Source organism: Mesorhizobium sp. WSM4842 (assembly GCF_055901575.1).
In genome coordinates this window covers 2,674,622-2,700,852 of the sequence record NZ_CM148372.1, presented here as the reverse complement: position 1 = coordinate 2,700,852, position 26,231 = coordinate 2,674,622, and the positions used below count along the sequence as shown (strand labels likewise).

General features: G+C 60.8%; 32 protein-coding genes and 2 pseudogenes. 15 read left to right on the top strand and 19 right to left on the bottom strand.

Annotated elements, in window-relative coordinates; all coding sequences use genetic code 11:
* Positions 1-48 precede the first annotated feature (48 nt).
* The 4 genes from AC0NIE_RS13165 to AC0NIE_RS13150 are packed head-to-tail and all read right to left on the bottom strand — an operon-like array spanning position 49 to position 3,782.
* Complete coding sequence (locus AC0NIE_RS13165) at positions 49-825, bottom strand: ABC transporter permease (RefSeq protein WP_095491414.1); 777 nt, start codon at positions 823-825, stop codon at positions 49-51.
* Complete coding sequence (locus AC0NIE_RS13160; RefSeq protein WP_095491415.1) at positions 809-1,639, bottom strand: ABC transporter ATP-binding protein; 831 nt, start codon at positions 1,637-1,639, stop codon at positions 809-811. The genes AC0NIE_RS13165 and AC0NIE_RS13160 overlap by 17 nt, the downstream gene beginning before the upstream one ends.
* 13 nt (positions 1,640-1,652) lie before the next feature.
* On the bottom strand, positions 1,653-2,654 hold the full coding sequence (locus tag AC0NIE_RS13155) for an ABC transporter substrate-binding protein (protein ID WP_473488584.1): 1,002 nt from the start codon (positions 2,652-2,654) through the stop codon (positions 1,653-1,655).
* A gap of 45 nt (positions 2,655-2,699) precedes the next feature.
* Positions 2,700-3,782 (bottom strand): 4-oxalomesaconate tautomerase, encoded by a 1,083-nt coding sequence (locus tag AC0NIE_RS13150; RefSeq protein ID WP_473488583.1) that lies wholly within the window; start codon positions 3,780-3,782, stop codon positions 2,700-2,702.
* Positions 3,783-3,886: 104 nt separating this feature from the next.
* Between AC0NIE_RS13150 and AC0NIE_RS13145 the strand changes: the two genes are divergently transcribed.
* Positions 3,887-4,801 (top strand): LysR family transcriptional regulator, encoded by a 915-nt coding sequence (locus AC0NIE_RS13145; protein WP_123146648.1) that lies wholly within the window; start codon positions 3,887-3,889, stop codon positions 4,799-4,801.
* Positions 4,802-4,824: 23 nt separating this feature from the next.
* Here the strand turns inward: AC0NIE_RS13145 and AC0NIE_RS13140 are convergent.
* Positions 4,825-5,101, bottom strand: a pseudogene (locus tag AC0NIE_RS13140) (DUF6492 family protein); the annotation flags it as partial.
* 194 nt (positions 5,102-5,295) lie between these two features.
* Here AC0NIE_RS13140 and proC point away from each other — a divergent pair.
* Positions 5,296-6,111 (top strand): pyrroline-5-carboxylate reductase, encoded by an 816-nt coding sequence (proC, locus tag AC0NIE_RS13135; RefSeq protein ID WP_473488582.1) that lies wholly within the window; start codon positions 5,296-5,298, stop codon positions 6,109-6,111.
* Positions 6,112-6,233: 122 nt separating this feature from the next.
* Here the strand turns inward: proC and AC0NIE_RS13130 are convergent, their stop codons facing one another.
* Complete coding sequence (locus AC0NIE_RS13130; RefSeq protein WP_473488581.1) at positions 6,234-7,550, bottom strand: NAD(P)H-dependent oxidoreductase; 1,317 nt, start codon at positions 7,548-7,550, stop codon at positions 6,234-6,236.
* 205 nt (positions 7,551-7,755) lie between these two features.
* Here AC0NIE_RS13130 and AC0NIE_RS13125 point away from each other — a divergent pair, with 205 nt between their 5' ends.
* From AC0NIE_RS13125 to AC0NIE_RS13100, 6 genes are all read left to right on the top strand, one after another.
* Positions 7,756-8,529 carry an SDR family NAD(P)-dependent oxidoreductase gene (locus AC0NIE_RS13125; protein ID WP_473488580.1) on the top strand — a complete coding sequence of 258 codons (774 nt, stop codon included), beginning with the start codon at positions 7,756-7,758 and terminating at the stop codon, positions 8,527-8,529.
* 589 nt (positions 8,530-9,118) lie between these two features.
* Entirely contained in the window at positions 9,119-10,366 is a 1,248-nt protein-coding gene (locus AC0NIE_RS13120; protein ID WP_473488579.1) for a pilus assembly protein TadG-related protein, read from the top strand.
* A 5-nt stretch (positions 10,367-10,371) separates the two neighbouring features.
* Positions 10,372-10,815 carry a TadE/TadG family type IV pilus assembly protein gene (locus AC0NIE_RS13115; RefSeq protein WP_123146642.1) on the top strand — a complete coding sequence of 148 codons (444 nt, stop codon included), beginning with the start codon at positions 10,372-10,374 and terminating at the stop codon, positions 10,813-10,815.
* A gap of 46 nt (positions 10,816-10,861) precedes the next feature.
* On the top strand, positions 10,862-11,215 hold the full coding sequence (locus AC0NIE_RS13110; RefSeq protein WP_123146641.1) for a TadE/TadG family type IV pilus assembly protein: 354 nt from the start codon (positions 10,862-10,864) through the stop codon (positions 11,213-11,215).
* A 312-nt stretch (positions 11,216-11,527) separates the two neighbouring features.
* Positions 11,528-12,238, top strand: a complete 711-nt coding sequence (locus tag AC0NIE_RS13105) for a hypothetical protein (RefSeq protein ID WP_474047010.1) — start codon at positions 11,528-11,530, stop codon at positions 12,236-12,238.
* A 96-nt stretch (positions 12,239-12,334) separates the two neighbouring features.
* The gene (locus tag AC0NIE_RS13100; protein ID WP_123147415.1) at positions 12,335-13,336 is read left to right on the top strand and encodes a YihY/virulence factor BrkB family protein; all 1,002 of its coding nucleotides are present in this window, start codon (positions 12,335-12,337) and stop codon (positions 13,334-13,336) included.
* Here AC0NIE_RS13100 and AC0NIE_RS13095 read toward each other — a convergent pair.
* Positions 13,293-13,577 carry a DUF3606 domain-containing protein gene (locus tag AC0NIE_RS13095; protein WP_123146639.1) on the bottom strand — a complete coding sequence of 95 codons (285 nt, stop codon included), beginning with the start codon at positions 13,575-13,577 and terminating at the stop codon, positions 13,293-13,295. The two genes, AC0NIE_RS13100 and AC0NIE_RS13095, sit on opposite strands and share 44 nt — an antisense overlap.
* Before the next feature lie 221 nt (positions 13,578-13,798).
* Here AC0NIE_RS13095 and AC0NIE_RS13090 point away from each other — a divergent pair, with 221 nt between their 5' ends.
* Positions 13,799-14,062 carry a hypothetical protein gene (locus AC0NIE_RS13090; RefSeq protein ID WP_029348484.1) on the top strand — a complete coding sequence of 88 codons (264 nt, stop codon included), beginning with the start codon at positions 13,799-13,801 and terminating at the stop codon, positions 14,060-14,062.
* Between the two features lie 206 nt (positions 14,063-14,268).
* Positions 14,269-14,469, top strand: coding sequence for a CsbD family protein (locus tag AC0NIE_RS13085; RefSeq protein WP_095483513.1), 201 nt, complete (start codon positions 14,269-14,271; stop codon positions 14,467-14,469).
* 246 nt (positions 14,470-14,715) lie between these two features.
* On the opposite strand, the gene AC0NIE_RS13080 is transcribed toward AC0NIE_RS13085, so the two are convergent.
* Positions 14,716-14,916 (bottom strand): hypothetical protein, encoded by a 201-nt coding sequence (locus AC0NIE_RS13080; RefSeq protein ID WP_123147414.1) that lies wholly within the window; start codon positions 14,914-14,916, stop codon positions 14,716-14,718.
* Between the two features lie 216 nt (positions 14,917-15,132).
* Between AC0NIE_RS13080 and AC0NIE_RS13075 the strand changes: the two genes are divergently transcribed.
* On the top strand, positions 15,133-16,023 hold the full coding sequence (locus tag AC0NIE_RS13075) for a transglutaminase family protein (protein ID WP_473488578.1): 891 nt from the start codon (positions 15,133-15,135) through the stop codon (positions 16,021-16,023).
* A 46-nt stretch (positions 16,024-16,069) separates the two neighbouring features.
* A pseudogene (locus tag AC0NIE_RS13070) lies at positions 16,070-16,400 on the top strand (transglutaminase-like domain-containing protein); the annotation flags it as partial.
* Between the two features lie 34 nt (positions 16,401-16,434).
* Here the strand turns inward: AC0NIE_RS13070 and AC0NIE_RS13065 are convergent.
* Positions 16,435-17,883 (bottom strand): CYTH and CHAD domain-containing protein, encoded by a 1,449-nt coding sequence (locus AC0NIE_RS13065; protein ID WP_473488577.1) that lies wholly within the window; start codon positions 17,881-17,883, stop codon positions 16,435-16,437.
* A gap of 126 nt (positions 17,884-18,009) precedes the next feature.
* Here AC0NIE_RS13065 and AC0NIE_RS13060 point away from each other — a divergent pair, with 126 nt between their 5' ends.
* The 3 genes from AC0NIE_RS13060 (at position 18,010) to AC0NIE_RS13050 (ending at position 18,969) form a co-directional block, all read left to right on the top strand.
* The gene (locus AC0NIE_RS13060; protein WP_473488576.1) at positions 18,010-18,261 is read left to right on the top strand and encodes a hypothetical protein; all 252 of its coding nucleotides are present in this window, start codon (positions 18,010-18,012) and stop codon (positions 18,259-18,261) included.
* Positions 18,262-18,491: 230 nt separating this feature from the next.
* A complete protein-coding gene (locus AC0NIE_RS13055; RefSeq protein WP_473488575.1) occupies positions 18,492-18,725 on the top strand; it encodes a hypothetical protein in 234 nt (77 codons plus the stop codon).
* Positions 18,726-18,753: 28 nt separating this feature from the next.
* A complete protein-coding gene (locus AC0NIE_RS13050) occupies positions 18,754-18,969 on the top strand; it encodes a hypothetical protein (RefSeq protein WP_473488574.1) in 216 nt (71 codons plus the stop codon).
* 57 nt (positions 18,970-19,026) lie between these two features.
* Here AC0NIE_RS13050 and AC0NIE_RS13045 read toward each other — a convergent pair whose 3' ends face one another.
* From AC0NIE_RS13045 to AC0NIE_RS13000, 10 genes are all read right to left on the bottom strand, one after another.
* Entirely contained in the window at positions 19,027-19,326 is a 300-nt protein-coding gene (locus AC0NIE_RS13045; RefSeq protein WP_473488573.1) for a DUF1236 domain-containing protein, read from the bottom strand.
* Positions 19,327-19,992: 666 nt separating this feature from the next.
* On the bottom strand, positions 19,993-20,217 hold the full coding sequence (locus tag AC0NIE_RS13040) for a hypothetical protein (protein ID WP_473488572.1): 225 nt from the start codon (positions 20,215-20,217) through the stop codon (positions 19,993-19,995).
* Positions 20,218-20,224: 7 nt separating this feature from the next.
* Positions 20,225-20,470 (bottom strand): hypothetical protein, encoded by a 246-nt coding sequence (locus AC0NIE_RS13035; RefSeq protein WP_473488571.1) that lies wholly within the window; start codon positions 20,468-20,470, stop codon positions 20,225-20,227.
* Between the two features lie 79 nt (positions 20,471-20,549).
* Positions 20,550-21,251, bottom strand: a complete 702-nt coding sequence (locus AC0NIE_RS13030; protein WP_473488570.1) for a Crp/Fnr family transcriptional regulator — start codon at positions 21,249-21,251, stop codon at positions 20,550-20,552.
* Positions 21,252-21,731: 480 nt separating this feature from the next.
* Positions 21,732-22,223, bottom strand: coding sequence for a response regulator transcription factor (locus AC0NIE_RS13025; protein ID WP_473488569.1), 492 nt, complete (start codon positions 22,221-22,223; stop codon positions 21,732-21,734).
* A gap of 177 nt (positions 22,224-22,400) precedes the next feature.
* Entirely contained in the window at positions 22,401-23,222 is an 822-nt protein-coding gene (locus AC0NIE_RS13020) for a trypsin-like serine peptidase (protein ID WP_473488568.1), read from the bottom strand.
* Positions 23,219-23,581, bottom strand: coding sequence for a hypothetical protein (locus AC0NIE_RS13015; protein WP_473488567.1), 363 nt, complete (start codon positions 23,579-23,581; stop codon positions 23,219-23,221). Before AC0NIE_RS13015 ends, AC0NIE_RS13020 begins: the two co-directional genes overlap by 4 nt.
* A 16-nt stretch (positions 23,582-23,597) precedes the next feature.
* Entirely contained in the window at positions 23,598-24,284 is a 687-nt protein-coding gene (locus tag AC0NIE_RS13010) for a hypothetical protein (protein ID WP_473488566.1), read from the bottom strand.
* A gap of 55 nt (positions 24,285-24,339) precedes the next feature.
* Entirely contained in the window at positions 24,340-25,374 is a 1,035-nt protein-coding gene (locus AC0NIE_RS13005) for a DUF4438 domain-containing protein (protein ID WP_473488565.1), read from the bottom strand.
* Positions 25,371-26,210, bottom strand: a complete 840-nt coding sequence (locus tag AC0NIE_RS13000; RefSeq protein ID WP_473488564.1) for a hypothetical protein — start codon at positions 26,208-26,210, stop codon at positions 25,371-25,373. The genes AC0NIE_RS13005 and AC0NIE_RS13000 overlap by 4 nt, the downstream gene beginning before the upstream one ends.
* Positions 26,211-26,231 lie beyond the last annotated feature (21 nt).

Below are 26,231 nucleotides of genomic sequence, written 5' to 3'. Positions count from 1 at the left end.
CACCTTGGTCGCCGGCCAGCATCATTGCCGACCGGCCTTCGGCACCCGTCAGGTGGCCCGGCTCTCGGTCGAATGCGGGCTCCACTTGATCAGACGGGCCTCGGCGATGTCGAGGATGCGGTCGATGATCAGCACGAACATCGCGAGGATCATAATGCCGGCGAAGACGCCGACCGCATCGAAGTTGCCTTCCGCCTGGGCAATCAGATAGCCAAGGCCGGCGGAGGCGCCAAGGTATTCGCCGATAATCGCGCCGACTACCGCGAAGCCGACCGAGGTGCGCAGCGACGATAGGATCCAGCTGGCCGCGGCCGGGAAGTAGACGTGGGTCAGCAGGCTTGAGCGCTTGGCGCCGAGGATCCGCGCGTTCGCCAGCACCACCGGGTTGACTTCCCGCACGCCCTGCATGGCGTTGAAGAAGGTGATGAAGAACACCAGCGTCACCGATAGCGCCACCTTCGACCACAGCCCGAGGCCGAGCCAGAGCACAAAGATAGGAGCGAGCACCACGCGGGGGATGGCGTTCAGCGCCTTTATGAACGGGTCGAGGATGCGATAGGCGCCACGGCTAAGCCCTAGCCAGACGCCGGCCGCCACGCCGAGGGCGGTACCAATCACGTATCCGAGCACCGTCTCGGTGAGCGTGATCGACACGTGCCTGTAGAAGCCTGGGTCGATGATCCAGGCCACGATCTGCTTCATGATGTCGAAGGGGGCAGGGAAGAAGAAGACATCGATCACTCCGGCTTCCACGCCGAGTTGCCACCCGCCGACAATGACGACCAGCAGTCCCAGCTGGATCATACGTTCAGTCATGGCGTTCATAGCTTTTCTCCACTTCGCCGCGCAGGGACGACCAGATATTGCGGTAAAGATCCATGAAGCGCGGATCGAGTTTGATTTCCGAGACGTCGCGCGGCCGGGCGAGATCGACGGGGAAGCTGTCGATCACGTGGCTGCAAGGCCCCGCAGCAAGGACGACCACGCGGTCGCCGAGCGCTATGGCTTCCTCGAGATCGTGCGTGATCATCACCACCGCGCGGCGCTCCTCCTGCCAGAGCGCGAGCAGCTCGTTCTGCATCAGGTGGCGGGTGTGGATGTCGAGCGCCGAGAAGGGCTCGTCCATCAGGATCACCTTCGGGCCGGTAATCAGCGCCTGCGCCATCTGAACACGCTTGCGCTGGCCGCCCGAAAGCTGGTGCGGGTAGCGTTGCTCGAAGCCCTTCAAGCCCACCTTGGCGAGCCATTTCATGGACTGTTCGCGCCTTTCGTTCGCGCCTGTTCCCTTGAACATCGGCCCGAGCTCGACATTTTCGAGCGCCGTCTTCCACGGAAGGAGCGCATCCTGCTGGAAAAGGTAGCCGATGTTGTTCTGGACGCCATGCACCGGCGCTCCGTCGATCGAGACAGTCCCGCTCGCCGGCTTCAGAAGTCCGGCGATGGCGTTGAGAATGGTACTCTTGCCGCACCCTGTCGGACCGACGATGGCCAGAAACTCGCCATCCGCAACAGTCAGGTTGACATTCTGGACGGCGATGAAGGTGCCAAAGGACATGGTGACCGAATCGATCGACACCATCGGCCTTGGTTTGTCCGGGCTCATCATCGTTGTTGCCGACTTCACTACGGCCAGTGCCATGACTTCCTCCTTGTCAGTTGGCGACGTTGCGCGGCGCCTTGCCAACGAAGTCATTCGTGTAGGTCTTGGAAAGGTCGATTTCAGCCGCCGCGACCTTTTCGTTGAAGCTTTTCAGAACCGCGAGTGGGGTTTTGACGTTCTCCTCGCTGATGAGGCCATCCGTCGAGAAGATCGCCTTGGCGTTTTCGACGGCCCTGATGTAGGTCTCGCGGTCGTCGGAGATGAATTCCTTTGGCAGTTTTTCGACGATTTCTTCGGCCGAATGGCTGTCCATCCATTCGAGCGCCTTTACCGTTGCGTTGGTGACCTTCTGGACCGTTTCCGGATTGGCGTCGATGTAGTCCTGGGTGGCGTAGAGAACCGATGTCGGATAGATGCCACCGTAGATTTCCTTGGCACCTTCGTCGCTACGTGCGTCAATCAGGATCTTGCCCACGCCCTTTGCTTCGATGAAAGTGGCCGCCGGGTCGTAGTTGACGAGCAGGTCGACCTTGCCCTGTTCGAGGGCTGCGACAGCAGCAGAGCCGGAGCCGACGCCGATCAGCGACACGTCGTCGGCCGACAGGCCATTCCGCTGCAGATAGTAGCGGACAAAGAAGTCGGACGAGGAACCAGGCGATGTGATGCCGACTTTCGCGCCTTTGATCGTTTCCGGCTTAGACGGGTCGAAGGTGCTATCCTTGCCGCCGGCCAGAACGAGGCCGGAATTGCGGGCGAGCTGGATGAATGCGACGACTGCCTTGTTCTGCGACTGCATCTGGATCGTGTGATCGTAAAAGCCAACGGCGATATCCGTCGAGCCAGCCACGAGCGCCTGAAGTGTCTTCGAGCCGCCCGACGCGAAGTTCTCGACGGTGACCTCCAGACCCTCCTTCTCATAAAGACCGAGGCCGGCTGCCACCGGGAAAGGCAGGTTGTTGAGGTTGTAGGAACCGACGCTGATGCGCACGGATTCCGCCAGGGCGGAGCCTGCAAAGGCAACGGTAGCCGCAAGGGCGAGCATGAGCTTACGCATGATTTTCCTCCAAGTTATGTGGCGCCCTCCCGGCGGCCACGGTCATTATGCCGCGCAGACGAACTGCGTGACAGGTTTTGCGAAAACATGTCCTTCGAATAAGCGGCGGGCAGTGCGCAGGATGCCCGCGACGATCTTGCCGTTCCTGTCCTGAAGCTTGACATCGAGATGGCCGCTCGGATGCTCGATCGACAGGACCACCGGTGGTTTGCGAGTGCCGATCAAGCGGGATGCCACCGTATTTTCGGTGATACAGGCCGTCGCAATCCCAACAGCACCTGTCGTGGCAAGCGAAGGATGGCACTGGTGCGGCATGAAATAGCGCACACTGATGTCGCCATCTGCCCTTGGCCGGGAAATCAGCACCGGCTTCGGTATCACCTGGTTGCTGACATCACCCATACCCATTCGCTCACCGGCGGCGATGCGCAGGCTCTCGAGCCGTTCCAACAGCGCCTTGTTTCCGTTGAGTTCGGCGGCGGTCTCGAATCCGCTGACGCCGAGGGCCTCAGCCTCGAGGAGTATCATTGGCATGGCGCAGTCGATGCAAGTGACGCTGACGCCGTCGATGACCTCGTTCGGTTTGCCTGTGGGAAACAGCTGGCCCGTGCGGGCGCCTGCTGCATCCATGAAGGTAAGCGCAATCGGCGCCGCGCTGCCTGGAACGCCGTCGATCGCCGCGTCGCCGAGATAGGAGACGCTACCGTTGGGCGTCGGGACTTCTGCCTCGATCAGCTTTCCGGTGTTGACGTTGTGAATCCGGATGAGCGTCGAAGGACCCTGCACCGGCACAAGCCCCGCTTCGATGGCGAAGGGGCCAACGGCGGCAAGCATGTTGCCGCAGTTGGGTGAGATGTCGACGATCTGCTGGTCAACGCGCACCTGCGCGAAAAGATAATCGACGTCCGCGCCCTTGATGCTTGCGGGCCCGACGATGGCCACCTTGCTTGTAACCGGATTGCCGCCGCCAATGCCGTCGATCTGCAGCGGATGCCCTGACCCCATGACCGAGAGCAGAATCTGGTCACGAAAGGCCGGATCGGACGGTAGATCGGAGGCGAGGAAGAAGGGGCCCTTGGACGTGCCGCCGCGCATCAGAGCGCACGGAATGCGGATCAGATCATTCATCGTGCGACATCCTCCCTTTCATGCGCTCGGTGGTTCAATCGTCTTGTTTGTTACGCGAATCCGATTAATATGAGAAATGCTAAAATCGGAGATTTTGATGCGTTATGAACATCAACTGTGAAATCCTGGACCTCCGCGCCTTTTTACTCGTCGTGGAGCTTGCGAGCTTCCATCGGGCAGCGGAGTCGCTCAACCTCTCGCAGCCGGCGCTGAGTCGTCGCATACAGAAACTCGAAGGCTCCATCGGCGCCCCCCTCTTGGAGCGGACGACGCGCCATGTGGCGCCCACCGCCGTCGGCGGGGAGCTGGTCCCGCTGGTGCGCCGGATGCTGGAGGAGTTTGACGGTTCGCTCTTCGCCTTCCGCGAGCTGGGGGAGCGGCGAGGCGGTCTTGTCACCATCGCCTGCTTGCCGACGGCGGCTTATTACTTCCTGCCCTCAGTGATCCGGCAGTTCGATGCGCAATACCCCAACATCCGCTTCCGGATTCTCGACCTTCCGGCGACCGACGGGCTTCAGGCGGTCGCGCGCGGGGAGGTCGAATTCGGGGTCAACATCATGGGTTCGTCCGATCCCGACCTGACCTTCGAACGTCTGATCGAGGACCCCTTCGTTCTCGCCGCACGAAAGGAGCATCCGCTGGCATCAAGGGATGTCCTGACCTGGCAGGATCTCGTCCCCTACCATCTCATCACCGTCCATCGGTCGAGCGCGAACCGGATCCTCTTGGATGCCGCGCTGACGAAGTCGAACCTCGCGCTGCGCTGGTCCTATGAAGTGACGCATCTCTCGACGTCACTCGGTCTGGTCGAAGCCGGTCTCGGGATATCGGTCCTGCCGCGCATGGCGACCCCGCAGGGCGACCATCCGTTCCTGGTCACAAGGCCCATCCGCGATCCCGAAATCTCGCGCACGATCGGAGTCGTGCGTCGACGCGGGGCATCGCTCTCGCCGCCCGCCGAGAGGTTCATGCGGATGCTGATTGAAACCTGGGGTGAAGCTTCAACGCCTCTAGAGTGATTGGGTTTTGCCCAAGAACTAGTCGAGCCCATCAGGCGGATGCGGCCGATGGCCACCTGTTCCGGCGCCATGGCGGCGACGAAGCGGTGGAACTCGTCGTCCGACAGCGCTTCGCCCGTCCAGTGGACGCGGCAGAACTCCTCCGAGCCGTGGAAATGGCCGGCGCCGTCGAGCACGTCGTCGACATAGCGGCCGTAGATCATGCATTCGGAGAATTTTGCGAGACGCACCGACGATTTCGACCCAGTTGCGGCCATGGATCTTCTCGATCCGCGCGCACATCGCCGTCACGGTTTCTTCGTGTTCGGCATGTTCGGCCTCAGACAAGTGTCGCTGCGGCCGATCGCGGTTCGTGGTCCGTCCTGATCCTCGGTCCCAACAGGGCTTCCCCGCCACGCCACGAACGTCTATGGGAAGCCATCTTTTTGTTTGAGCATCGGATTTTCCCAAAACCGGTACCCCGCTTTTGGGTTCGATGCTCTGCGGAGGCTCCAATGACGATCAAACTTGTTCTCGCCGGTTGCGGCAATATGGGTTACGCCATGCTCTCGGGCTGGCTGAAATCCGGCAAGCTCCCCCCGGCGGCGGTTTTCGTAGTCGAGCCCAATGCCGATCTGCGCAAGCGCGCCGAAGCGCTGGGCTGCAGTGCTGCGGCGGACGCCGGCGGCATTCCGGCGGATGCCGTTCCGGCCCTCGTCGTCATTGCGGTGAAGCCGCAAGTGATCCGCGACGCGACTGCCGCCTACAAGCGCTTCAATGATGGCCGCACCACCTTCGTCAGCATCGCCGCCGGAACGCCGGTCGCCACTTTCGAGGCCATTCTGGGTGATCGCGCGCCGGTCGTGCGCTGCATGCCCAACACGCCGGCGGCCATCGGCAAGGGCATGATGGTGGTGTTTTCCAACCGGCTGGTCTCCATCGATACGAAGCGTTTCGTTGCCGATCTCCTTTCGGCGAGCGGCGAAGTGACTGATATCGACGACGAGAGCCTGATGGACGCGGTGACGGCGGTGTCCGGGTCTGGCCCCGCCTATATCTTCCATTTCATCGAAGCGCTGACCGTGGCTGCCGAGAAGGCCGGATTGCCGGCCAAAACCGCCAGGCTGCTGGCCATGCAGACGGTCTATGGCGCCGCCTCGCTCGCCGCCGAAAGCGGCGAAGATCCGGGCGTGCTGCGCCAGCAGGTGACCAGCCCCAACGGCACAACCGCCGCCGCACTTGCCGTGCTGATGGGCGAGGACCGGCTGACCCATCTGCTCACCGAAGCGGTGGAAGCAGCGCGGCTGCGGTCGATCGAACTGGGGAAGTAGCTGCTTGAGGCGTTGCAAGCCGGTCGGCGGCGAAGGTCGGACGATCAGTTGCAATAGCAAACGTTCCGTAGCGATCCTTCGCGCCCCCCTCTGTCCCGCCGGCAGCAAATTTCTGCACCGCACTACCCCGCTCCGTACAGCATCTCGTCCTGCAGCCGGCGCAAGGCGAACAGCCTGGTGGTCGGGTCGGGTGCGGCATTGTCTGATGTCAGCAGCTCGCCCTTGCTGACCGGTCTCAGCACCTTGCCGCCTTCGAGCAGGCCGACCGGCACGGCGCGGTTGGCGCGGGCCTCTTCGACAGTCATGGTCCAGGAGCGGTAGCAGGTCTCGCCGATGGCATCGAAAATCTCTCCGGCGGCGAGATCGCGCTTGGCCACGGCGCAGACCTCGGCGACCGGCCTCGGCAGCGGCACCATGTCCGGCTTGCCATAGAGCGCGATACGCGCGGCGGTGAGCGGCACTTCCAGCGAGGTCAGATGATATGGCCGGAAGAAGCTGTAATAGGGCCCGTGGCCGATATGCAGGTCGTCCATGCGCTCGATGATGCGCGGATGGGTCGCCTCAACGACGACGAAGACGCCGGGCGCCACGCCCTTGCCGATGGTGTAGTCGACGACGCCCTTCCTCGACAGGATGCCGCCATCGGCGCGCGGGATGAGCACCTTGGCCAAATCATCGCGATTGGCCTTGGGGCCGTGCATGCCGGCGATGTCGGGCACCAGCCCGGTGGCGTTGGCGATGGCGCACATCTCGACCATGGTCTTCGAGCCGTCGACGAACTCGACCAGCATGCGCGGGTTCATGTTGCGGCGCAGCGCTTCCGCGCGATAATCATCGGGAACGGCGTCATAGTTGAGCGGGTTGTTCTTGCCCTTGCCGGCCGAGACGATGGTGTAGCCGAGCGCAGAGGCGAACTCGATCAGCTCCATGCAGCTCGACGGCTCGTCGCCGGCGCCGACCGAGTAGACGACGCCGAGCCGGTCGGCCTGCTGTTTCAGATAGCAGCCGATGGTGACGTCGGCCTCGACATTCATCATCACCAGATGCTTGCCGTGCTCCATCGCCATCAGGTCGAAATCGGCGGCGACGCCGGGCTTGCCGGTGGCGTCGATGACGACGTCGATGAGCGGATTGGTGACCAGCATCTCGTTCGAGGTGATGGCGATTTTTCCGCTCTCGATCGCCTCGCTGACCTTCGACGGCGTATCGGCCTCCCGTGCCATCGCCTCGTCGCCATAGGCGATGCGGACGGCGTCCCTCGCCGTGTGCGGGCGCCGGGTCGAAACGGCGCAAACCGAAATGCCCGGCATAAGCATGCCTTGCGTCACCAGGTCGGTGCCCATCTCGCCGGAGCCAATGACGCCGATGCGCACCGGGCGGCCTTCCGCGGCGCGCTTGGCGAGATCGCGGGCAAGCCCGGTCAGGGCGACATTGGTCATGCGCAAGTCCACTGCTTCTGATTTGGAGGGGGAATAGCAGGGAAAGGTAACCTTTTGCCAACGAAACCGGCCCTCGTCGGCAATTTCTTGTGACTGGCGTTCATATCGCGAGCGGGTAGTGTATCCGCCCCGATGATGTTCAGGGCTGAGGAGACCGTCCCTGTCGGGCGGCGCGCCTCGCGCAGGGTTTTCAGGGGAGGTTGAGATGACGAACGAGTTCACGCCGAAATTCGATCTGGCTGACAAGGTCGTGCTGGTCACTGGCGCCTCGCGCGGCATCGGACGCGCTTGCGCGCTCGCCTGCGCCGGCTCCGGCGCCGACGTGATCGCCGGCGTGCGCAGTGCTGCCGACGGCGCGGATCTCACCGCCGAGATCGAGCGCATGGGCATGCGCGCGCTGGCGGTACAGATGGACCTCACCGATCTGGCGACGGTGCGAAAAGCTGTCGCCGACGCCCACGCCGCCTTCGGCCGCATCGACGTACTCGTCAACAATGTCGGGCTTGGACCTGAAAACCTGGCGGAGAACGTGACTGAAGCGGATTTCGACCTCACCGTGAACGTCAACCTCAAGGGGACGTTCTTCACCACCCAGGAGGTCGGCCGGCTGATGATCGAGCAGAAATCCGGGCGCATCATCAACATCAGTTCGCAGGCCGGCACGGTGGCGCTGAAGGGCGAAGCGATCTACTGCATGACCAAGGCGGCGATAAACCACCTCACCCGCTGCCTCGCGGCCGAATGGGCGCAGCACAAGATCACCGTCAACAGCGTCGCACCGACCTTCATCTGGACCGACGGAACGCGGCCCTCGCTCGCCGATCCGGAGTTTCATAGGCATGTGCTCGGCCACATCCCGCTCGGCCGCATCGGTGATCCGATCGATGTCGCGGGCACCGTGGTGTTCCTGGCCTCGCCGGCAGCGTCGCTGATCACCGGCGCGAACATACTGGTTGATGGCGGCTGGTCGGTGGCGTGAGGGGCTCTTTGGCTGGTGCTGCAACACCGCCTCGCGAGTGCTGAGGTTTCGTTGAGCGTTCAAGGTTAGTCCAAGAGGTCTTTTATGAGCGAAAAATCTCAATCGAACGGTAAATTCGACGAGCCGCGGAATGAGCCACTCTTCCTGGCTATCTCGAAAACAGACCCCGCCACCCTAGCTGCTTACGACCGAGCGCTTGCGAGTGTGCCGATAGTTATCGAACACATAGAGAGGAATGCAGACGCCCTGTGTTCTGCGAAGCTTCGGTTTCGCGATCCTGACGAGTCCGAACGTCTTGGCGAGGACAGCTTTCTTTTCCTTTTGCGCGTAACCCGAGACAAGCTTCCTGAGAAAGATCGTGGCTCATACGATCGATACGTCGGGGTTTCAGTTTATGAGCCACTGCCGTCCTGACTCAACGCACGCTTAACGAAGATCTTTTTGGGGCCAACGTCCGCGTTCTATCCAGCGCCAACAGAACTTGTGACGCCGCTGCGCGCGCCTGGTTTGGGTTCAGCGTCGGCGGATAGCGAGGAGCGCAGCTAACAAATCGAGTGAAATTCTTAGTCATTCCTTTATGCATCGCTGCTTGAATAGGCAAATGGGATGGGGTGGCGATACCTTCAGGCGTTTTTTCAGCTGTCCGCGACGAATCAGCGAGAGCGGCAACGTTGCTATTATTTTTGCCCTGTCTTTGCCGATTGTTGTCGGCGGGGCGGGGCTCGGTGTCGAGACTTCCTACTGGTATTACAGCAGCCTGAAGCTACAGGCGGTGGCGGATGCGGCAGCCTATGCTGGCGCTTTGGAAAAAGTTTCGGGATCCGACAAGCCAACGATTGTCTCGGCCGCGACGCTGTCAGCGACCACGAACGGCTGGGGACCATCGACAGGCACAATCGAGGTCTTCACGCCTCCATCGTCCGGACCGAATGTCGCAAAAAAGGCGGTCGAGGTCATCGTCCATCAGACGCTCGATCGATTTTTCACATCGATATTCAGTCAAAGCGCGGTCGGCGCACAGGCAAGGGCCGTGGCTCTTATCACGGACGCGTCAAAAGCCTGCGTTCTGGCGCTCAATCCTTCCGCTTCGAGAGCGGCGCTCTTTTCCGGCAGTTCGAACCTCAAGCTGACCGGCTGCTCCGTCATGTCGGATTCAATCGCCGCGGACGCCCTCAAGCTTCAAGGGTCGGCATATCTGGAGGCCGATTGCCTGATATCGGCAGGCGGTGTTTCATTGAGCAACGTTGTAAAAACCGTTTGCGCGAACCCGCTTACCCAGGCGCTGCCCGCTGCGGATCCTTTTGCCGACTTGCCGGCGCCGCCAGCCACGAATCCCTGTCAAAACGACAATCAGTCGACCTTGGAACCTGGAACATACTGCAAGGGGCTCAGCTTGAGCGGCAGTGTAACGCTCTCGCCTGGGGTATATGTCGTTGAGGGGGGCGATTTCAAAGCAAGCGCGAACGCAAATATTTCCGGCGACGGAGTTATCATCTATCTGGCCGGCAGCTCCGGCGTCAGCATGAACGGCACGGCCACCGTCAAGCTTAGCGCACCGACGTCAGGCACCTATTCGGGTGTGCTGTTTTACGGCGACAGAGCAAACCTGGCGGGATCGAACTCGTTTAATGGCACGGCGGATTCGCTTTTGACCGGTGCTCTGTATTTTCCAACGCAGGAGGTTAAATATCTCGGCAATTTCTCGGGCCAAGGTGGTTGCACACAGGTCGTCGCCAGTACGATAGAGTGGTCCGGCGCTACAAGCATCAAGCAGGATTGCACGAGCCTCGGAATGCGAGAGATTCCGGCCGCGCAATCCGTTCAGCTTGTCGAGTAACCGTCATGGAACGGCGGTCAGGTCGGATTTTCCGGAACGATTCGGGTGTTGCTGCGGTGGAGTTTGCCCTGATTGTGCCGATCCTTTGCCTAGTGGTTTTCGGCATCATTGACGGCTGGTCTTTCGTATCAAGCTCGATGTCGATGCGCGCAAGCGTGAAGACGGCGGCAAATCTTGTGATGGAGGGAGCAACCGACGACGCGGCCACCCAAGCCGTCGCCCTTTCGAGTTGGGAAAACCATCCCGAAGGCGCACAGGTTACACTGGGCCGGAAATACATGTGCGGAAGCACCGTGGTCGATGCATCGAGCCTGTGCAACGGGGGGACGAAAGCTCCCTCGGTTTTCGTGGAAATAAAGGCGACGGCGACCTGGTCCCCGCCCTTTATTTTTGGCGCGTTTTCTCTTTCTCGCGAGATCGGCCATCAAGAGGTGATCCGTGTCCGCTAAACGGATCGCGAGAGCGTTCAGCCGTGATGCATCAGGCGGGACTGGGATGGAATTCGCGCTGATCGCACCTTTTCTGATCATGCTTTTGTTCGGTATCTTCGCATTCGGCTGGGCTCTGAATGCCATGTCCAGCGTTCGCTATACGCTGGAAACGTCCTCACGTGCGCTGCAGTTGAAGAACTCGCTGACCGAGGCCGAAATAGAGGCCATAGCCACAGAAAAATTGCTGGGTTTGGGATTGAAAGATGTCGATGTGACGATAGCAATCGACCCTCCCAGCGGCGGCTTCCGCATGGCGCATCTCACGGCCAGATATGCTTTCGTGATCGAGTTCCCGTACTTCGACCAATATCCGATCAATTATGCGACAACTGTCACAGTTCCGTTGGTTGGATCGTGACAGCGTCCAACAGCGCCTTTACGCAACAGGCGGTGGGGCGCCCGATTGATTAACACCGCCGCAGGGTGGATGGCGGCGATCGGTGGCGTGAGCGAACGGGTCGTCGTCGCTACAAAGACACGTTTCTGGACAGGACAGCCATCACCGCGCTAGGCCGGGACCAGGCTCGTCACGCTTGCGCAGTCATGCCGTCAGAGCGCCGGCAAGCGGCCGGGCATCGCGAAGCGGCAACTTGACAACGGCCCAGTCTTTCAAATTGAGTGAAATCACGATCAACAGAGAGTCGGCACAGGACAGATGGGCGAGACAGATATGGCGTGGAGCGAAAGAAAGACCGGCTACGGCGACGGCCACTATTTCAATCAAATGGGCCTTGCCCTGCTGGTGCTCGTCTTTCTCATCGCCTTGCCGCTCGCTTTCTTTCCCGAAGACATACGGAAGTTTTACCTCAGCGAGGGCGGTCCAATTGAAGTCTTCTCGGCGGCCGTCTACCTGATCGTCGTGGCAACGCTTGTCCGGGAAATGTCCTATCGGGACCTGCTCAAGCGGTGGTATCTCGTTGCCATCCTGATCGCGATGTGCCTGCGCGAACTGGACTTCCATGCGCATTTCACCACCCACAACATCACCAAGACCACCCTCTATATCTCGCCTGACGTTCCGCTGTTGGAAAAGCTAATCGGCGCGACGGTCGTGATTGCCCTCGCCGTTGCCTTCTATTTGCTCCTGAAGAACGGCTTCCGTAGCTTTGTGCACGGGCTTCGCTACGGCGAGGCGACTGCCGTTGCCATTGCCGCCGCTATCGGCTGCGCCGTCCTCTCCAAGGTCATCGACGGCGCGCCATCAAATCTCACATTTCTCGGCATCCACCTCACCCGGATCTATACCTCCACAGTGTTCGAAGAAATTCTCGAACTGGGGATTCCGATCTTTCTAGCCATCGCGGCATTCTCGGCCTTTCCAACGCAGCATGATCTCACAAGAAGGGCCTCGGGACAGGTCACGCCAAGATCCGTCACCTAAACGCCGGATTCAAGACAGACCAGGACTTCTCGAACTTATTGCTCTGGTCCGCTGGCGTGTTGCTTCTACTTGCTTGAGAAGCAGGTGAGGCAAAACATGTGGAATCTGGCGAAAGAGGGCTGGGCGCTGCTTGCGGAGAGCATTGTCGGCTTCATCAATGACAATGCCTTGAGCCACGGGGCAGCGATGGCGTTTTATGCCACGACCTCGCTTGCGCCGATCCTGCTCATCGTTGTCGCCATCGCTGGCATGGCCTTCGGAAACGATGCGGCGCAACTGGCGCTTTCGGCCCAGCTGTCGGGGCTGATGGGTCCGCAGAGCGCCGAGCTTTTGCAAGCGACACTCGAGAACGCGTCACACAAAAAGGCGGGAACTCTTGCCAGCATTTTGGGGCTCGTCACGCTGTTCGTTACCGCATCCGGCGTGTTCGGCGAAATGCAGCTTGCGCTGAACGAAATCTGGAAAGTCAAACCTGGTAAGACATCGATTTCCAGCCTTGTGCGGGCCCGCGCCGCAAGCCTTGGGCTCGTCGCGGCGCTTGGCTTCCTGCTGCTGGTGTCGCTGGTCGCGAGCGCCGCAATTTCGGCGCTTGGCGAAATCATCAACGCATATCTGCCCTTCGGCGCCCTTATCCTGAGTGCAATCAACGAGATCGTCTCGTTTGCCCTGATCGCGCTATTGTTCGCGGCAATCTACAAGGTCCTGCCCGACCGCACGCTGCAATGGCGCGACGTTGGCGTCGGCGCCGTGCTGACGGCGTTTCTCTTCACGGTCGGCAAGTCGCTGATCGGCTGGTATATCGGAGCCAGCGCGACCGCATCGTCATACGGCGCAGCCGGCGCACTGCTCGTCGTGCTGCTGTGGGTTTTTTATTCGTCTGAAATCTTTCTGTTGGGCGCCGAATTTACACGAGCCTACTCGGTTCGACACGGCAGCCGATCCGATCTGGAGGCGACCATCAAAGCAAGTGATCGCGAACAGCAGCTGGCGACTGCGGCCAGGATTGAAAGGTCTGAAAGCGAAGTCGTCGGCTGGATTGTTTTCAGCAGTCTCCTCACCGCGTTTCTAAGCCATTTCTGGCATCGACGCCGGCGCTGAGACGTCCGGCGCGGCGCCCCGGGGCGAGCATGGCCTTGGGAACATCCGGCCGAAGCGACGTGCGAAGTTCCTTCGCCGCAGCCACCAGCCTGGCGCGGTTGCTTCCATATCTCTTGATCAACTGATGGACCTGCGCTGGGGTGATGCCGTTTTGCCGGGCAAAATGCCTTACTACATAATCCTCGCTGCCGGAGATCCGATCCCGGTGGCGGGGATAGAGCTTCGCCGCGTCGGCTGTCATGCTTACTCTCCTTTGGTCACGTTTGCTCACGATGTATAATTGGCCAACGCAAAACGGGCGAATTCGTTGCTGCATGCGACACCAAAGCGCTTTTTCGCCGCAGGCCCGAACACATGGCCAAAGCAACCGGACTGGCGCACGCCTTTGGCTAAGTCCATACGTCCGATTTTTCGAGACTCAGCCCTCTGGCACGCGCATGATATGAGCAGGGAGGAAAAGCCATGCGCGAATTGCCAAAGAGCATTGACGCAGACGTTGTAATCGAAATCAGCAGGTTGCTCGACGACCGTGCGAAGTCGGCACCAGTGCCAGTCCACAAGCTTGCCTCGATGATCTCGAATAGTGTCGAGACCGATCTGCCGACGGCTTCCATCGAAGAGTTGATCGTTGAAATGGCCATGACCCGCCAACTTCCGATGCTGTTCGATCTACCGGGGGCGGATGCAGACAACGTCATATCGATCGCCTTGGCGCGCGCCAGCTGATCCGGCTGAGGGACGTTTCTGCCGAGTGTGATTTCAAAGACGCGGATCGTTCCCATCCTGCTCCAATTCGCCCGCTGGCTCCGGCCGGCGGCCTTTTACTGTGTCGCCAATGATAATCGTCATGGGCAATAATCGTCATCGGCGATCCGCTGTCGGGAACATGTGGTGTCCAGTTGCATTTCCTCTGGACAACAAAGGAGGAATTCATGAACTGGGATCAAATCAAGGGAAAATGGATGCAGTTCAAAGGCAAGGCCAAGGAGCAATGGGGTGACCTTACCGACGATGACCTTGATCGCATCGAGGGCAATCGTGACCAACTCGCAGGCCGCATTCAGGAGCGGTATGGGATCGCCAAGGAAGAGGCAGAGCGCCAGATAGATGATTGGTCCAGAAGCCTCACCTGAGCGTTCAGTATCGAGGCTGCGCCGTCGATCGGCGCCTCGACAGTCCTAAAGCGGGATGCGTTCAAATTGAAACTGGGCATCCCGCTCGATCTATTTGTTTCAGCCGCATTTCTGCGACGTCAAGTGATTCCGCTTGGCTGCAAAATCCTCCAAGCCTGCCGCTCCGAAATGAGCGACGGGCGATGTGTAGGCGACGGTGGCGGGTGATCTGCGCCACCCGCCGCTCCAGGATTTTCGGAACGAGAGCTAGCGCGCCGATTGTCGCTTGGCTTGTGCGGCGACGGCCGTGAGGAAAGCCGTTGCGGCAGTATCACACGCCGCTCGGGACGGGCTATAGGCGAAAAGGATCAGCTCGGCAGCGCGTAGCGTAAGGCCGTGCTTTTTAGCGAAAGCAGCTATTTCGTAAGGCTTGTCGTGGTCTATGGCCAGATCGTAGTCTTCGTTCATTTTGCTTCCTCCCGTTTGCGACGTTCCTCGCCTTGGCCCCTCCTTGGGCGCAACGATTAACTTCCGGGGCATTGAGAGAGTCTACCAATTAGAGATTGCAAAAAGGCCTAGCGGGCCTGATGCGGCCGTGGCGAGGCGGAAGCCCCCATTTTGTCTGCTGCGCATCGAAAAAGATTATATGATTGCGCTGATATCGCAGGTGGTCGACGCAAGCCAATGCCGATCTTTTCAGTCAAGCACACGACCGTCTATCGCTACACGCAACCGGTGACGTTCGGCGAGCATCGGCTGATGTTCAGGCCGCGCGATAGTTTCGATCAGCGACTTCTGGATCACGCCCTGTTCGTGGACCCCGAGCCGAAAGAGGTTCGCTGGATCCATGACGTTTTCGGAAACTGCGTTGCGGTAATCGACTTCAAGGCCTCGGGTGACGAACTGCGTTTCGTGACAGATATTCGGCTCGATCACACGCCGCAGCATGCGCCTGATTTCCGCATCGATGAAGCAGCGCTCAGCTATCCCTTTTCCTATGATCCCGATGAGGCGACCGACCTCACCCAAACCATCGAGCGCCATCATCTCGATGACGGCGACGAGATCGGCAAATGGGCACGACAGTTCGTGAGTGCCAAAGGGCACACCGAGACGGGCAAATTGCTGATGACACTTTGCTACGCCATCCACGAGAGCTTTGTGTATTCCCGTCGAACTGAATCAGGGACGCAGCCGCCTCTCATGACGTTGCACTTGCGTCGAGGCACATGCCGGGATTTTGCGCTGTTCATGATGGAAGCGGTTCGTTCGCTCGGTTTTGCCGCCCGTTTCGTGACCGGCTATGTCTATGTGCCGAACCGCGACAGTGCTTCTGTCCTCGGCGGCGGTTCGACGCATGCCTGGTGCCAGGTCTATTTGCCTGGCGCGGGCTGGGTCGAGTTCGACCCCACCAATGGCATTGTCGGCAACCGGGATCTGATCAGGGTGGCTGTGGCCAGGCATCCTGGGCAAGCCATCCCTCTTTCTGGAAGCTACTCCGGCAGCGCGTCGAGCTTTCTCGGCATGACGGTGGAGGTCAAGGTGGCGATGGAAGCCGGCACCAACAAAAATTAGCATCTTCTGATGTTTTCGGTTCGCGGCAATCCGGAGTTTGCTCGCCGGCGTCGGTCGTGATTTTGCACATCTGGCAATCACGCTGCCGTTACATGCACATTCCGGCGCGATATTGCACCGGCTATCTCGGCGACATCGGGATGGCGCCGATGCCGTATCCCATGGATTTCAACGCATAGTTCCAAGCCTATCTCAGCGGCCATTGGTTCACCTTTGATGCACGGCATAACCAGCCTCGCATAGGCAGAATCTTGATGGCGACGGGATGTGATGCGAATGACGTCGCCATCTCGACGAGCTTCGGTCTTTCCCGGCTCACCCGCTTCGAAGTCATCACGGAAGAAATCCAAGCCGAGCCTGCTGGCAAGCGGTGCTAGAGCTTCGTCGGTCCCTATGGTTCTGCATGCTGCCTCAACGCCAGAAGTGCCTCGTGTTGACAAAGGCGTCGTGCGCTTCCGCGGCGTCCTCAAGAAGCTTGGACTTCTCTTCAGCGTTGAAGAGATCCTTCGCACCAGCCACGTCCGAAAGCTCCAGCGCTGCCAGCATATCGGGGGCGGTGGCGATATCGTTGAGGCTTCCGAGATGATCCTGCAGGTCCTTCAGGGCCTTGATGAACCGTCGATGGCGTTTGGCTTCCGTCTTGTTGTTGTAAAGCGGCTCGAAGAACTCCGCCGCATAGCGCAGTTTCTTTGCGGCGATGCGCACTTTATGGCGGCTCTCGTCATCGGCATCGATGAGGTTGTCGCCGTCCTTCGCCACCTTTTTCCGAAATTTATCAAATACCATCGAGGCGAAATCCGTTGACGACTGCACGTGCAACGTTTCGTCCGATTGGGTTCGCCAGCCCTCGATGGAGATCCACTCGGTGGCATCGATCATCAAGGAGCGGGCGCGCGTTGAGGAGAGCGATGCTTCGACCGCCGCATAGGCCTCGTCGCGTGCTTCACGAAGGCAGCTTGAAAGAGCCTCGCTCGAAGCACGGTCGATCATCACGTCGATATTGCGCGCATCGCCAAGTTCCGAGGTAAGCCATTTGAATTCTTCTCGCAGGTGGTCGAAACGGCTGTCATCGAACAAGCACTTGGAGATCGAGAATAGGGAGCGCAACCGTCGCAGCGACACCCGAGCTTGGTGCAGGGCCTCGGCATCGCCGGACCAGCCCAGCGCCGCCTCATTGAGACGAAACTGTCTGAGACAAGCCGCGGCGATGCACGCGAAAGCCGTTGCTGCGCTCATGTCGGACGTGAGCGGGGTCGGAGCCGCTTTCGCAGCACCGGGCGCCGGGCCAAGCAGACGATAGCCCCGTTCCGCTTTGCTCATCACCCCGAGATGCGCCGGCGTGATCAGGTCGACTTTCCGGGCGAGCGCGAACAGCGCTCTCGGTGGGCCCGCCTTCTTTTCCAACTCGATCTCACAGAGCGGCGACTCGCGATCGGCTGCAACGACCTTGCCGATATCCAAAGCGACCTCGACCGTGGCGTCGTCATCAATCACATTCCAGGAATGCCGTTTGACATGAACCTCGAACAAGGGCGCGAGCTTTGAGCCAGCCCCTGCAAGCAGGTCTCGGATCTGCGGATCGTCAAGTATCGGTGCATCGCCGACGACCGGTCGCTCCCATTCCTCGCGTGTGAACGATCCGGCCGCGGCGCCATCGCCGGCTTTGACGGTTTGTATCCGTTCATTTCCCGATTGCCGAATGCGAAGCGACAGGCCGCGCTTGGACAGATCCCATCCGGGGGTGTCGAAATAGATGGATCTCTGCTGAAGAATGGTGGGCGAGGATCCGAACGGATTTTTCTTCAGGAGCGACCCTGCACCCGACCGCGAAAGCTCGAGCTTCAGTTCCGTTTCCTGCATGATGGCCTCGCGCAGGGTCGCTTCACGGTAATCGGAGGGACCCCACCGCATGATGGGTCATAAAACTGTCACAAACAACCGCCCGCCTCGACCAACTGCGGCCGGACCTCAAGCCGGCGAACGACAATGCGCGAGCCGGAACCACACTTCTCAGTCCTCGTTCATCCGATGATGCAGGAGAAGGACACAGAGATGGCTACCAAAGAAAAGAAGGAAAAGAAGGAGGCGAGCCGCGTGGTGCAGGGGCAAGAGCTGGAGGTAGAGCACCCGACTGAAATTACCGACGTCTCGCCGAAACAGGCGCGCGCTTTGTTGCGTAAACATGGTGCCGACTGGACCAAGCTCAAAGACGAAGCCGAAGATTTGAAGGAAGACTGAAACTCTCGGCGCGGCTTCTTCTCTCTGTCTCTCCGCCCCATTGCGGAGCGGCACTGCCCGGCCTGGCTGGTTAACGCCCTTCTGGCGAAGGGCTGCTTTCGCCCGTATGAGACAGCCGGCCAGCCGGAACGCGCCGGCGAGGCTTCCATGTAGCGTGAAGTTTAGTTTCAGCTCATAAAGGCGCTCTGCTAGACTTGGCAGTGGGGAGCCAAAGAAGGAGCGTTGTCGCAATGGATGCAGCCGAATTGCAGGCGATCAGCGATACTATGATGCGGATCGTGACGCCGGATATGACGCCGAAACAACTGCTGAAGGCGGCAAGGAAAGAGCACCCGCACGCGTCAAAGAAGGACATCGCCCGAGCCGCGTTCTTTTCGATTATCGCCAACGCCGACCAGGACCATGGAAAGGTCAAAAACTTACAGGCATTCGCCATAGCCGAGCGTGTAGACGACGGCCCTTGATCGGGAGCATGGCGCTTGCGTCCAACCAATGCCGATAGCAATCCGCGACCAACAGATTGAGGTTTGCCGCGACATGATCGCCTGGGAAGCGTCACACGATTGGGGCGATGCCGTTCAACTCGCGCGTTTCTCTGTCGATATCATTGAGGAATACAAGAGCCTGATCGCCACGCTGTATGATCTGCTTGGGGTCGAGCGTGAGGCCGGAAAGCCCCATCACAGAAGAAATCCAAGCCGCGCTTGAGAAGGCGCCAGCCCGCCGCACCTCTCGGCATGACGGGCTTCAGCGTGAGGGGTCACGTCAGTCGTAGACCTTCACAATCTTGCGGGTACCTGGATCGACCAGGACGGTTCGGCCTTCAACGACCACGTAGCGGTACTGAACGTCCGGCACCTCGTAAAGCTCGACTGTTTCGGGCAAAGCTGTGCCGATGTTGAGCTCCACGCCGGGAAGGCTGAGTGATGCCACCGGTTTCTTTTTCACGTATTCGCGGATCACAATGTCCTGCTCGGGTTGAATAATGACGTCCTGAGCGGCGGCGGCGCTGACACCAACGAGCAGAAGGATGCCTGCCGCAGCCGATGTAAGTTGCTTTCCCATATTAGCCTCCGAGCAACCTTCAGCTGCGGTGCTTGATTGCTGCCGCCACGGGTTGCTTACTACCTGAACGGTGCGGAGCAATTCTTGGTTCCATTGATTGGTGGGGTCGGTTTGTTTTGTTGATCGGTATCGGGCTGCCCTGCATCATGGCCGCCGCCTACCACTATGCTTGGGACAAACAAGTTTCGCAAAAAGTGACGGGCAGGCTGCAGAGCGCGAACTGGTGCTGGGGTCAATCCTAAGCGAGATCCTGCTACAATCCCGTATGGCCGCTCGAATAGTGGTTATCCTGGCGCTTCTTGCCGCCTTCGCCTACGGTTTCGCAAAACTCGTGGAACGTTATGGCGACGCTAGCGACAAGCCCTCTCCGTGTGAAAAATGGCCCCACCCTGATTGTCCGGTTCCAAACGCGCCTCCTCAGGAAGAAACCAAGCCGTGAGCGGGCGCGTTCGCGGGCGGCCTCATGCCATGCGCCCGCAGCCGCCCCACCGGTTGCGTCAGGTTAAACGAATGCGGGATTACTAAGCCTCTAATTTCGCTGATCGGGAATGGCAGGATTGAACTTGCGGCCCATCGTCCCGAACGATGTGCGCTACCAGCCTAGTTCCGCCGTGAGAGACCGAGGCGACTGCGCGAACCGTAACGCCACACTGCTGCTACAGGCGTCTAGGGGGCCGCATCGAAATCGATCGCAAATCCCGCGTCGATGGCGCTTCGCGCAATGAGATCGCCAATTTGCCAATCCGTGAGTTCGCAAAGTGGAAACATCTTCCTCACGGCGCTGGTCACTTCGAATATCGAAACGCTCGGCTTGTCGACATTATCGATGAGGTAGCGGACAATCGCTTGCCGAACATCCAATGAATTTGGCTTCTGCATCGGCGCGGACATTTCCGGCCTACGAATGGAGCCGTGGTTCTAGGCCGTCGGCTGTTTTGGCGTCGAAGGTGACGGGCACGCCGTGAACCACGCATGCTGCCGCCAGCATCTCCTCCAACTCGTGGTTAGTGGCCTTGCAAGCCGGCATGAGTGTTCGAATGGCGCGGATCGCCTGTGCGATCGAGAGATACCGAGCCTTGCCTCTGGAAAGGACATAGGCCTCCGCCGCCCCTTCAACCGTGACTGTGTGAAAAGTGTTGCTCATCAACAGTTCCTCCCTGCCAACCAATACGACTTTCGTCTAACATGCGGCGGCCTTCAAGCTTATGTCTGATATCGGACAATTAGGCGGAGGCTGGGCCGAAGTGACGTTGCTCCTCGTCGCCGTAGGCACCATGTGTGAGCTTTATCATTCCGGCACGGTCGACGATTGTGATCTCGCCGCGCCTGGCGTGAACCAGCCCCCGATATTCAAGCATTTGGAGGGCGATGGTGACCCCGGGGCGCCGAGCGCCGAGCATGGTCGCCAGAAATTCATGCGTCAGGTAGATCTTACTTCCTTCGGTCCGGTCGTGGACCATCAGCAACCAGCGGGCCAGCCGTTCCTCGATTTTGGAATGGCCGTTGACCAGTGCCGTCCGGGAGGACTGGACAAGGAAGGCGTGGGCATAGCGAAGCAGTGACGCGCGAAGGGACTGGCTCTCTGCAATCACAGGACGAAGATTTTCAACCGGCAGGCACCAGCCATTGCCTGCGACTTGGATATAGGTCTCATTGGGAGAGCTGTCTTGGCCGAGAATGACGGCAACGCCTGTCATCCCATCATAGCCAACGATCCCGACTTCACTTTGCCGCCCTCCAGTCATGGTGGCGACCACCGAAGCGATACCCTCCTCTGGAAAATACACATGCTCGATCGGCTGATACGGGAGTTCCAGTTGGGCTTTGAGGTTCAGTTGGACACGATGCATTGACGGCCGCAACAGCGCGAAATCCCCCGGGGAGAGGGCTTTCAATACATGATTGCGAGGAAGGGACTGGGGCACTGCTCTCTCCCGGACGGGCAAGAGCACGTACCCTCTCACTGTCGGCTGCATCCGAAGCACTGGCGGCCGATATCGAAGCATAGGCTTCAAACGCGCGATTGGCAAAATCTTCGCCACCCGGTGGCCGAACTTAAACAGAGACACGGCCCCGACAGCAGTCGATCCGGCCCCCTTTGCGCATCCCTGCGCGCTCGCTTCTTCAGCGGCAGAAACCTAGCCGACATACTGAGCCGGATTTGTGCCACAACCGGGGCGCGCAACCCTCGGCAGCTGGGCACAGCGCGGCATCGAAGCCCTTCTAGAAAGCCGGGAAATCTGGTGCTGCGAGAGAGGATTGAACTCTGATCGAATTCAATGATTTCAATGGCTTCTGCACTATTTTGTAACATTGTGACGAGCATCGCCATGGACCAAAATCTAGCGTCCGTCAGTGGAAAACCCCAGCCCGCCAATCACGAATTGGACTATGTCGTTGAAGCCCTAAAGGCCATGGTCTTGGCGATAATCGGGCCGACCAGCTAGGACGCAAGAAGCAATTGCCGAACGCCGCCCGATATTCAGTTTTGCGAAAATCCGCCTTATGTGCTCGCGCACGGTGTAGCCGCTGATGCCGAGTTGTCTGGCTATCTCCTTGTCCAACTTGCCGTCCGAGATCAAGAAGGCAATCTGGAGTTCGCGTCGCGTCAAGATCTCAGCTGGCGAACCCGGCAGGCCGGAGGAAGCGGCGGGCCCACCGTCCGCATCGTAGATCAGATAGCGCGTCCCGGCACACATCATGTGGCCTACAGGCACGCGGAAATGCGCATTAGCACGCGCGCCGCCGCGCCCGTCATTGTCCAAATCGCGGATTGCGATCAATGGATGGCCGTTGACGCTGAAGCTGGACCTGTTTCTCGCCTCATTAGACCGAGACGAAGGATTTTCGTCAGCGATATCGGCGAGTTTCCGCAAGTTCTCGGCACGCATGGACATGGCCGAACGCCTTGGTTGGCAAGAAAATCACTACAATGCACCCCCGCGGTGCCCCAACAAAATCATCGCACCGCCGAGACCCCCGGCGCGACCACTATTTAATGCTGCACTGATGCCCTAACGATGAACTATACCACCTTCCCGAATATTAGCACTCCAAAAATCAAATCGAGCTCGTCACTTTCCCAGCCCGAAACTGGCATGGATCGAGCGCAGAAGGTCCGGTATGATCCTGACGCCACGGTTGAACAATCCGGCGGGCGCAAGCGGCACACCAGGTCGGCAACCCCAGGCGCCTCCCGAATGGGGTCGCGGGCCGGCCGTGTGAACCGCGATGACGAAGGGCGCGCCGCCCAGCTGGCGATGAATCCAGACAGGCGCGCCGCTATGGCCCGGGCAGGTGTCGACGCTGTAGAAGAGTTGCCGTTCGGTGACCCGATCGAGGCGCTCGGAATGTTCCCATTGTGTGCCCTCCGGCTTGTCGGCCGGATAACCGGAAATGTGGAGCAAGCGTGAGGCGCGAAGCCTTTCAATATCCTGGCGGGAGGGCGACCACAGCCGGAAGAAGCCCGGCGACGGCGAAAACGGCCGCTCCAACTCAATCAGCCCGACATCGTGCAACGCTGACGGGCGGCGGCGGTAGGGCGGGTTGACGCGCCATTGCTTGGCCCATTGCCAGCCGAAGGGCCTGGCGTCGCGGGACGCGCGCCCCGGCGTGACACGGATGCGCACCGCAAGATTGGGCAGACCGAGGCGCTGCCGGATGGGACTGGTAATGCAATGCGCGGCGGTGAGCAGGCGCGTTGGCGAAATCAGGAAGGCAGTGCAGCCTGTCAGCCTGCCGTCGCCGAAATCACGTTCGATGTGGCAGACGGCGCTGTGCGGGAAGCGGTTTGTATGCGCAACCCTGGCGCGGCCGTCGGTCGGCCCGACCACCGCATAGTCCGCCTCGTCGGCCAGACGGTCGAGCGCGAAAGGGAGCTCACCGAATAGTGTCATTTTTCTGGCCCTGGTTCGACCTCAGGGGGATCGATTCCCGAGGGCTTGTCCTTCTCGAACTCGGCCGCACTGGCTTGGCCTTCATCGGTTGGGTCAGCAGGCGCTTCCCAAGCTTCATCAAGGCCGAGCATGTCGCGCAGGCGCTCCATCAGCCGAAACGCTTCCTCGCCGCGTCCGCCAAGATAGGCTGTCGCCCGGTGCATGAACTCCTCGTCAGAGCGAAACGGTGCCTCTGCCTCGGCCGCCGGTGCCGCAGCGGCGCGCGGTGCCGGCGGGCGAAGGGCCCTGACCTCCTCCAGGACGATTGCGTCGAGATTGGCCCATACGGACCTTGAACGAGATGCGATCTGCCCGTGCATCGGGACCTCCCTTGGTTCAGCGGATCAGGCCAGTTTCATCGAATGTGGTGCTGTTGGGGTCGTAGAGCAGCGGCCGCTCCCGGTCCTGCAGCCAGCCCTCATAGTTTCTCGCCCGCCGCGGATGCATGCCTTGGCGGGTCAGGCGTGCGGCCTGGACCAGAACCTGACCCGGCGGCAAGTTGCGAATCGCGGCGTTGACCTTGGGATCGGCGCGGCTCGGCTGCCGGTAATGCTCGATGATCCGCTGCGCGATCGAGCTGTTGGCCTTGGTCATGCCGATGCTCAGCGGGCGGTTTCGGTCGATTCCGGCGCGGGTGATGCGGTAGACCTGTGGCCCGGTCGCCAGGAAGGGCCGCAGCAGCGAATCGACGGGGTCACCGCGGCCTACGGCAGCCCGCGCCGCGTCGATGGCAGCCAGCGAGACCGGCCGCGTCCAGCCGCGCCAGCCGGGCAGTTGCCGTCCAGCCGCCCTGGCTGATGTCTGGCGGCGTGCCGGCCGGGCCCGCCGCACCGCTGCCTCGTCGAAAGATGCACCGCCGCTGCAGCCCCCACAGCCGCAGCTGGGGAAATGCCGGCGCCTGACTTCGACGGCGCGGAACGGCTGCCGCTGCCGGCAGCGCGCACAGCCGCAAGGCCTGGGATGACCGACCGCCTGGGTGGCCTCCTCGACCAGCGCATCGAGTTGTTCGTCAAGATAGGACATGCCGGCTCCCTTCCCTGTGCTTCTTCCTATGCTTCTTCGCCTGTTCCGGGCGCGGTCAGCCAAAGCCGGTTTCAGCCCTGGCGCTCGATGCCATCGCCCGTTCGCGCAGCCGCGCCACCGTCCGTTCCCTCTGCTGGACTGTCGGCAGCGGAAACGACGGCCGCGCCGGCTGCAGCGGGCGGATGTCGAGATAGCGGGCGATATTGGCGTCCGGCGACACTTCGAGTTGCAGCCGCGAGGCCGGCGCCGAAAGCAGCGAAACGACGCCCGGACCATGGCCGGCGACGGTGCTGTCGCTGTGGACAATGACCCCCACCGACACATGCCCCTCCAGCCGCGACCGGCCGTAGCGGTTGTCAGCGTCCATGATGCCGACAATGTCGCCGAAACGCAGCGAGCCGAGCTTGTAGCGCCGCACCATGCCCGGATCCGACATCTGGATGTCGTAATCGCCGCGAAGCACATTGTTGCGGCCAAGGCCTGAGCCCATGACACGGGCCGGAATACGGTGCGTCACCTTGACGTGGATGCGGCCGTTGCGCTCAACCGGCCGCCAGCGCGCCAGGAGGCGCGGCGAGCAGTTCCAAATTGCCACGTCGGGATAGTCGGTCAGGCGCAGGCCAAGCCCGTAGGCCCAGACTTGGACGCGGTCGCCGATCGCCATCTGCCGCATTGCCGGAACAGGAAAATCGATCAGCACCGTGTCGACGCCGCCATGCTTGCCGGTCACCACGCCACGTGCCCCGGCGGCGCGACCGGTGGTTACGATGGCATGGTTGCCGACACAAGAATAGCTCTGCAGCGCCTGATTGGCGGCGTCCGGGCTACCGCCGGCGGCGCGCGCCTCGTTGCGTATCGACACCGCCGGCTCGACATGGTCTCCGGCGAGGCCAACGCAAGGGTCACCGACGCGGTGGTTAAGCACGATGCCACCGGTGCCCGGCAGCGAGCGCGGCCTGCCATCATATCCGATGCGCCAGGGTGTTCCCCTCTCGGTCGGTGAGGCGACCTGGCCGGCGACGCTGATCATCACCAGGTCGCGCGCATTGGTGCGCAGGCCGTGCGTTGGATTGAGGCGGGGCGGGCTCACGCTGCGGCCTCCGCTGCCGCCAGCTCATGCCAAAGCGCGCAGGCATTACGCCACGGATCATCACGCGTCTCGTCGTCTTGGCCGGCCGGGTCTTCCAGCGCCCAGTCGGTTTCGGTCCAGCCGTCGGGCAGCGCCAGTATGACCGGCGCCACGATCTGCACGATTGCGGCGCTGCGGCCACTGGCGGCAAGCGGAGCCAGCGCCGGCCAGAATGCCGGGCTGGACCAGCCTGGAAAGGCGCCGGGGTGGTGCTTTGCGGGAAATTCCAGCCTCTCGAGATAGTCGCAGAGCGGCGGCCTGCCACTGCCCGCCGTGCCGGCCATGGTCAGTATGTAGGCGCTGTCCGGTTGCAGGGCTGCCGAGAGCGCAATCACGTCGCGGGCGCACTCATCTAGCGGAGCAGCGGTGCCGAGCTGGTCGCCGAGCCTGGATTCGAGTGCCGCGCAGCAGCCTTCGAAGCGCGGCAACAGCGCCGTTTCCTCGCGTTCGGGCAGCGCGCTTTCATATTGCGCGTCGCCGATCCAATGCACCCGCGACGACAGCCGGCCGTTCTGCCAAGCACGCCGCCATGGTTCGAGCTCCAGCGCCAGCTCATTGAGGCAGGCATCTCTCGTTTCCGGACTGAGCCAGGAGCCGCCCATCTGGTCTGGCCGGTGGCGATAATATTCGTCATTATCGAGCAAGGTGTAGAAGCCGCGCGGCAGCCACACCCGCGCGGACTGGGAAAGCACCACGGTTATCAGCAACCCCATCGGCGACAGCGCCAGCGGCGCGTCGATGACGATGTTCGGCGGCTTGGGCGTGAAGCGCCCGGGAAGAGAAAGATGGTGGTCCATCGCTGACACTCTTCATCCCGG

Bases quoted from the DNA above. Each gene is read 5' to 3' on its own strand.
- AC0NIE_RS13165 (WP_095491414.1), bottom strand. From the start codon at position 825: ATGAACGCCATGACTGAACGTATGATCCAGCTGGGACTGCTGGTCGTC.
- AC0NIE_RS13160 (WP_095491415.1), bottom strand. From the start codon at position 1,639: ATGGCACTGGCCGTAGTGAAGTCGGCAACAACGATGATGAGCCCGGAC.
- AC0NIE_RS13155 (WP_473488584.1), bottom strand. From the start codon at position 2,654: ATGCGTAAGCTCATGCTCGCCCTTGCGGCTACCGTTGCCTTTGCAGGC.
- AC0NIE_RS13150 (WP_473488583.1), bottom strand. From the start codon at position 3,782: ATGAATGATCTGATCCGCATTCCGTGCGCTCTGATGCGCGGCGGCACG.
- AC0NIE_RS13145 (WP_123146648.1), top strand. From the start codon at position 3,887: ATGAACATCAACTGTGAAATCCTGGACCTCCGCGCCTTTTTACTCGTC.
- proC (WP_473488582.1), top strand. From the start codon at position 5,296: ATGACGATCAAACTTGTTCTCGCCGGTTGCGGCAATATGGGTTACGCC.
- AC0NIE_RS13130 (WP_473488581.1), bottom strand. From the start codon at position 7,550: ATGACCAATGTCGCCCTGACCGGGCTTGCCCGCGATCTCGCCAAGCGC.
- AC0NIE_RS13125 (WP_473488580.1), top strand. From the start codon at position 7,756: ATGACGAACGAGTTCACGCCGAAATTCGATCTGGCTGACAAGGTCGTG.
- AC0NIE_RS13115 (WP_123146642.1), top strand. From the start codon at position 10,372: ATGGAACGGCGGTCAGGTCGGATTTTCCGGAACGATTCGGGTGTTGCT.
- AC0NIE_RS13110 (WP_123146641.1), top strand. From the start codon at position 10,862: ATGGAATTCGCGCTGATCGCACCTTTTCTGATCATGCTTTTGTTCGGT.
- AC0NIE_RS13105 (WP_474047010.1), top strand. From the start codon at position 11,528: ATGGCGTGGAGCGAAAGAAAGACCGGCTACGGCGACGGCCACTATTTC.
- AC0NIE_RS13100 (WP_123147415.1), top strand. From the start codon at position 12,335: ATGTGGAATCTGGCGAAAGAGGGCTGGGCGCTGCTTGCGGAGAGCATT.
- AC0NIE_RS13095 (WP_123146639.1), bottom strand. From the start codon at position 13,577: ATGACAGCCGACGCGGCGAAGCTCTATCCCCGCCACCGGGATCGGATC.
- AC0NIE_RS13090 (WP_029348484.1), top strand. From the start codon at position 13,799: ATGCGCGAATTGCCAAAGAGCATTGACGCAGACGTTGTAATCGAAATC.
- AC0NIE_RS13085 (WP_095483513.1), top strand. From the start codon at position 14,269: ATGAACTGGGATCAAATCAAGGGAAAATGGATGCAGTTCAAAGGCAAG.
- AC0NIE_RS13080 (WP_123147414.1), bottom strand. From the start codon at position 14,916: ATGAACGAAGACTACGATCTGGCCATAGACCACGACAAGCCTTACGAA.
- AC0NIE_RS13075 (WP_473488578.1), top strand. From the start codon at position 15,133: ATGCCGATCTTTTCAGTCAAGCACACGACCGTCTATCGCTACACGCAA.
- AC0NIE_RS13065 (WP_473488577.1), bottom strand. From the start codon at position 17,883: ATGCAGGAAACGGAACTGAAGCTCGAGCTTTCGCGGTCGGGTGCAGGG.
- AC0NIE_RS13060 (WP_473488576.1), top strand. From the start codon at position 18,010: ATGCGCGAGCCGGAACCACACTTCTCAGTCCTCGTTCATCCGATGATG.
- AC0NIE_RS13055 (WP_473488575.1), top strand. From the start codon at position 18,492: ATGGATGCAGCCGAATTGCAGGCGATCAGCGATACTATGATGCGGATC.
- AC0NIE_RS13050 (WP_473488574.1), top strand. From the start codon at position 18,754: ATGCCGATAGCAATCCGCGACCAACAGATTGAGGTTTGCCGCGACATG.
- AC0NIE_RS13045 (WP_473488573.1), bottom strand. From the start codon at position 19,326: ATGGGAAAGCAACTTACATCGGCTGCGGCAGGCATCCTTCTGCTCGTT.
- AC0NIE_RS13040 (WP_473488572.1), bottom strand. From the start codon at position 20,217: ATGTCCGCGCCGATGCAGAAGCCAAATTCATTGGATGTTCGGCAAGCG.
- AC0NIE_RS13035 (WP_473488571.1), bottom strand. From the start codon at position 20,470: ATGAGCAACACTTTTCACACAGTCACGGTTGAAGGGGCGGCGGAGGCC.
- AC0NIE_RS13025 (WP_473488569.1), bottom strand. From the start codon at position 22,223: ATGTCCATGCGTGCCGAGAACTTGCGGAAACTCGCCGATATCGCTGAC.
- AC0NIE_RS13020 (WP_473488568.1), bottom strand. From the start codon at position 23,222: ATGACACTATTCGGTGAGCTCCCTTTCGCGCTCGACCGTCTGGCCGAC.
- AC0NIE_RS13015 (WP_473488567.1), bottom strand. From the start codon at position 23,581: ATGCACGGGCAGATCGCATCTCGTTCAAGGTCCGTATGGGCCAATCTC.
- AC0NIE_RS13010 (WP_473488566.1), bottom strand. From the start codon at position 24,284: ATGTCCTATCTTGACGAACAACTCGATGCGCTGGTCGAGGAGGCCACC.
- AC0NIE_RS13000 (WP_473488564.1), bottom strand. From the start codon at position 26,210: ATGGACCACCATCTTTCTCTTCCCGGGCGCTTCACGCCCAAGCCGCCG.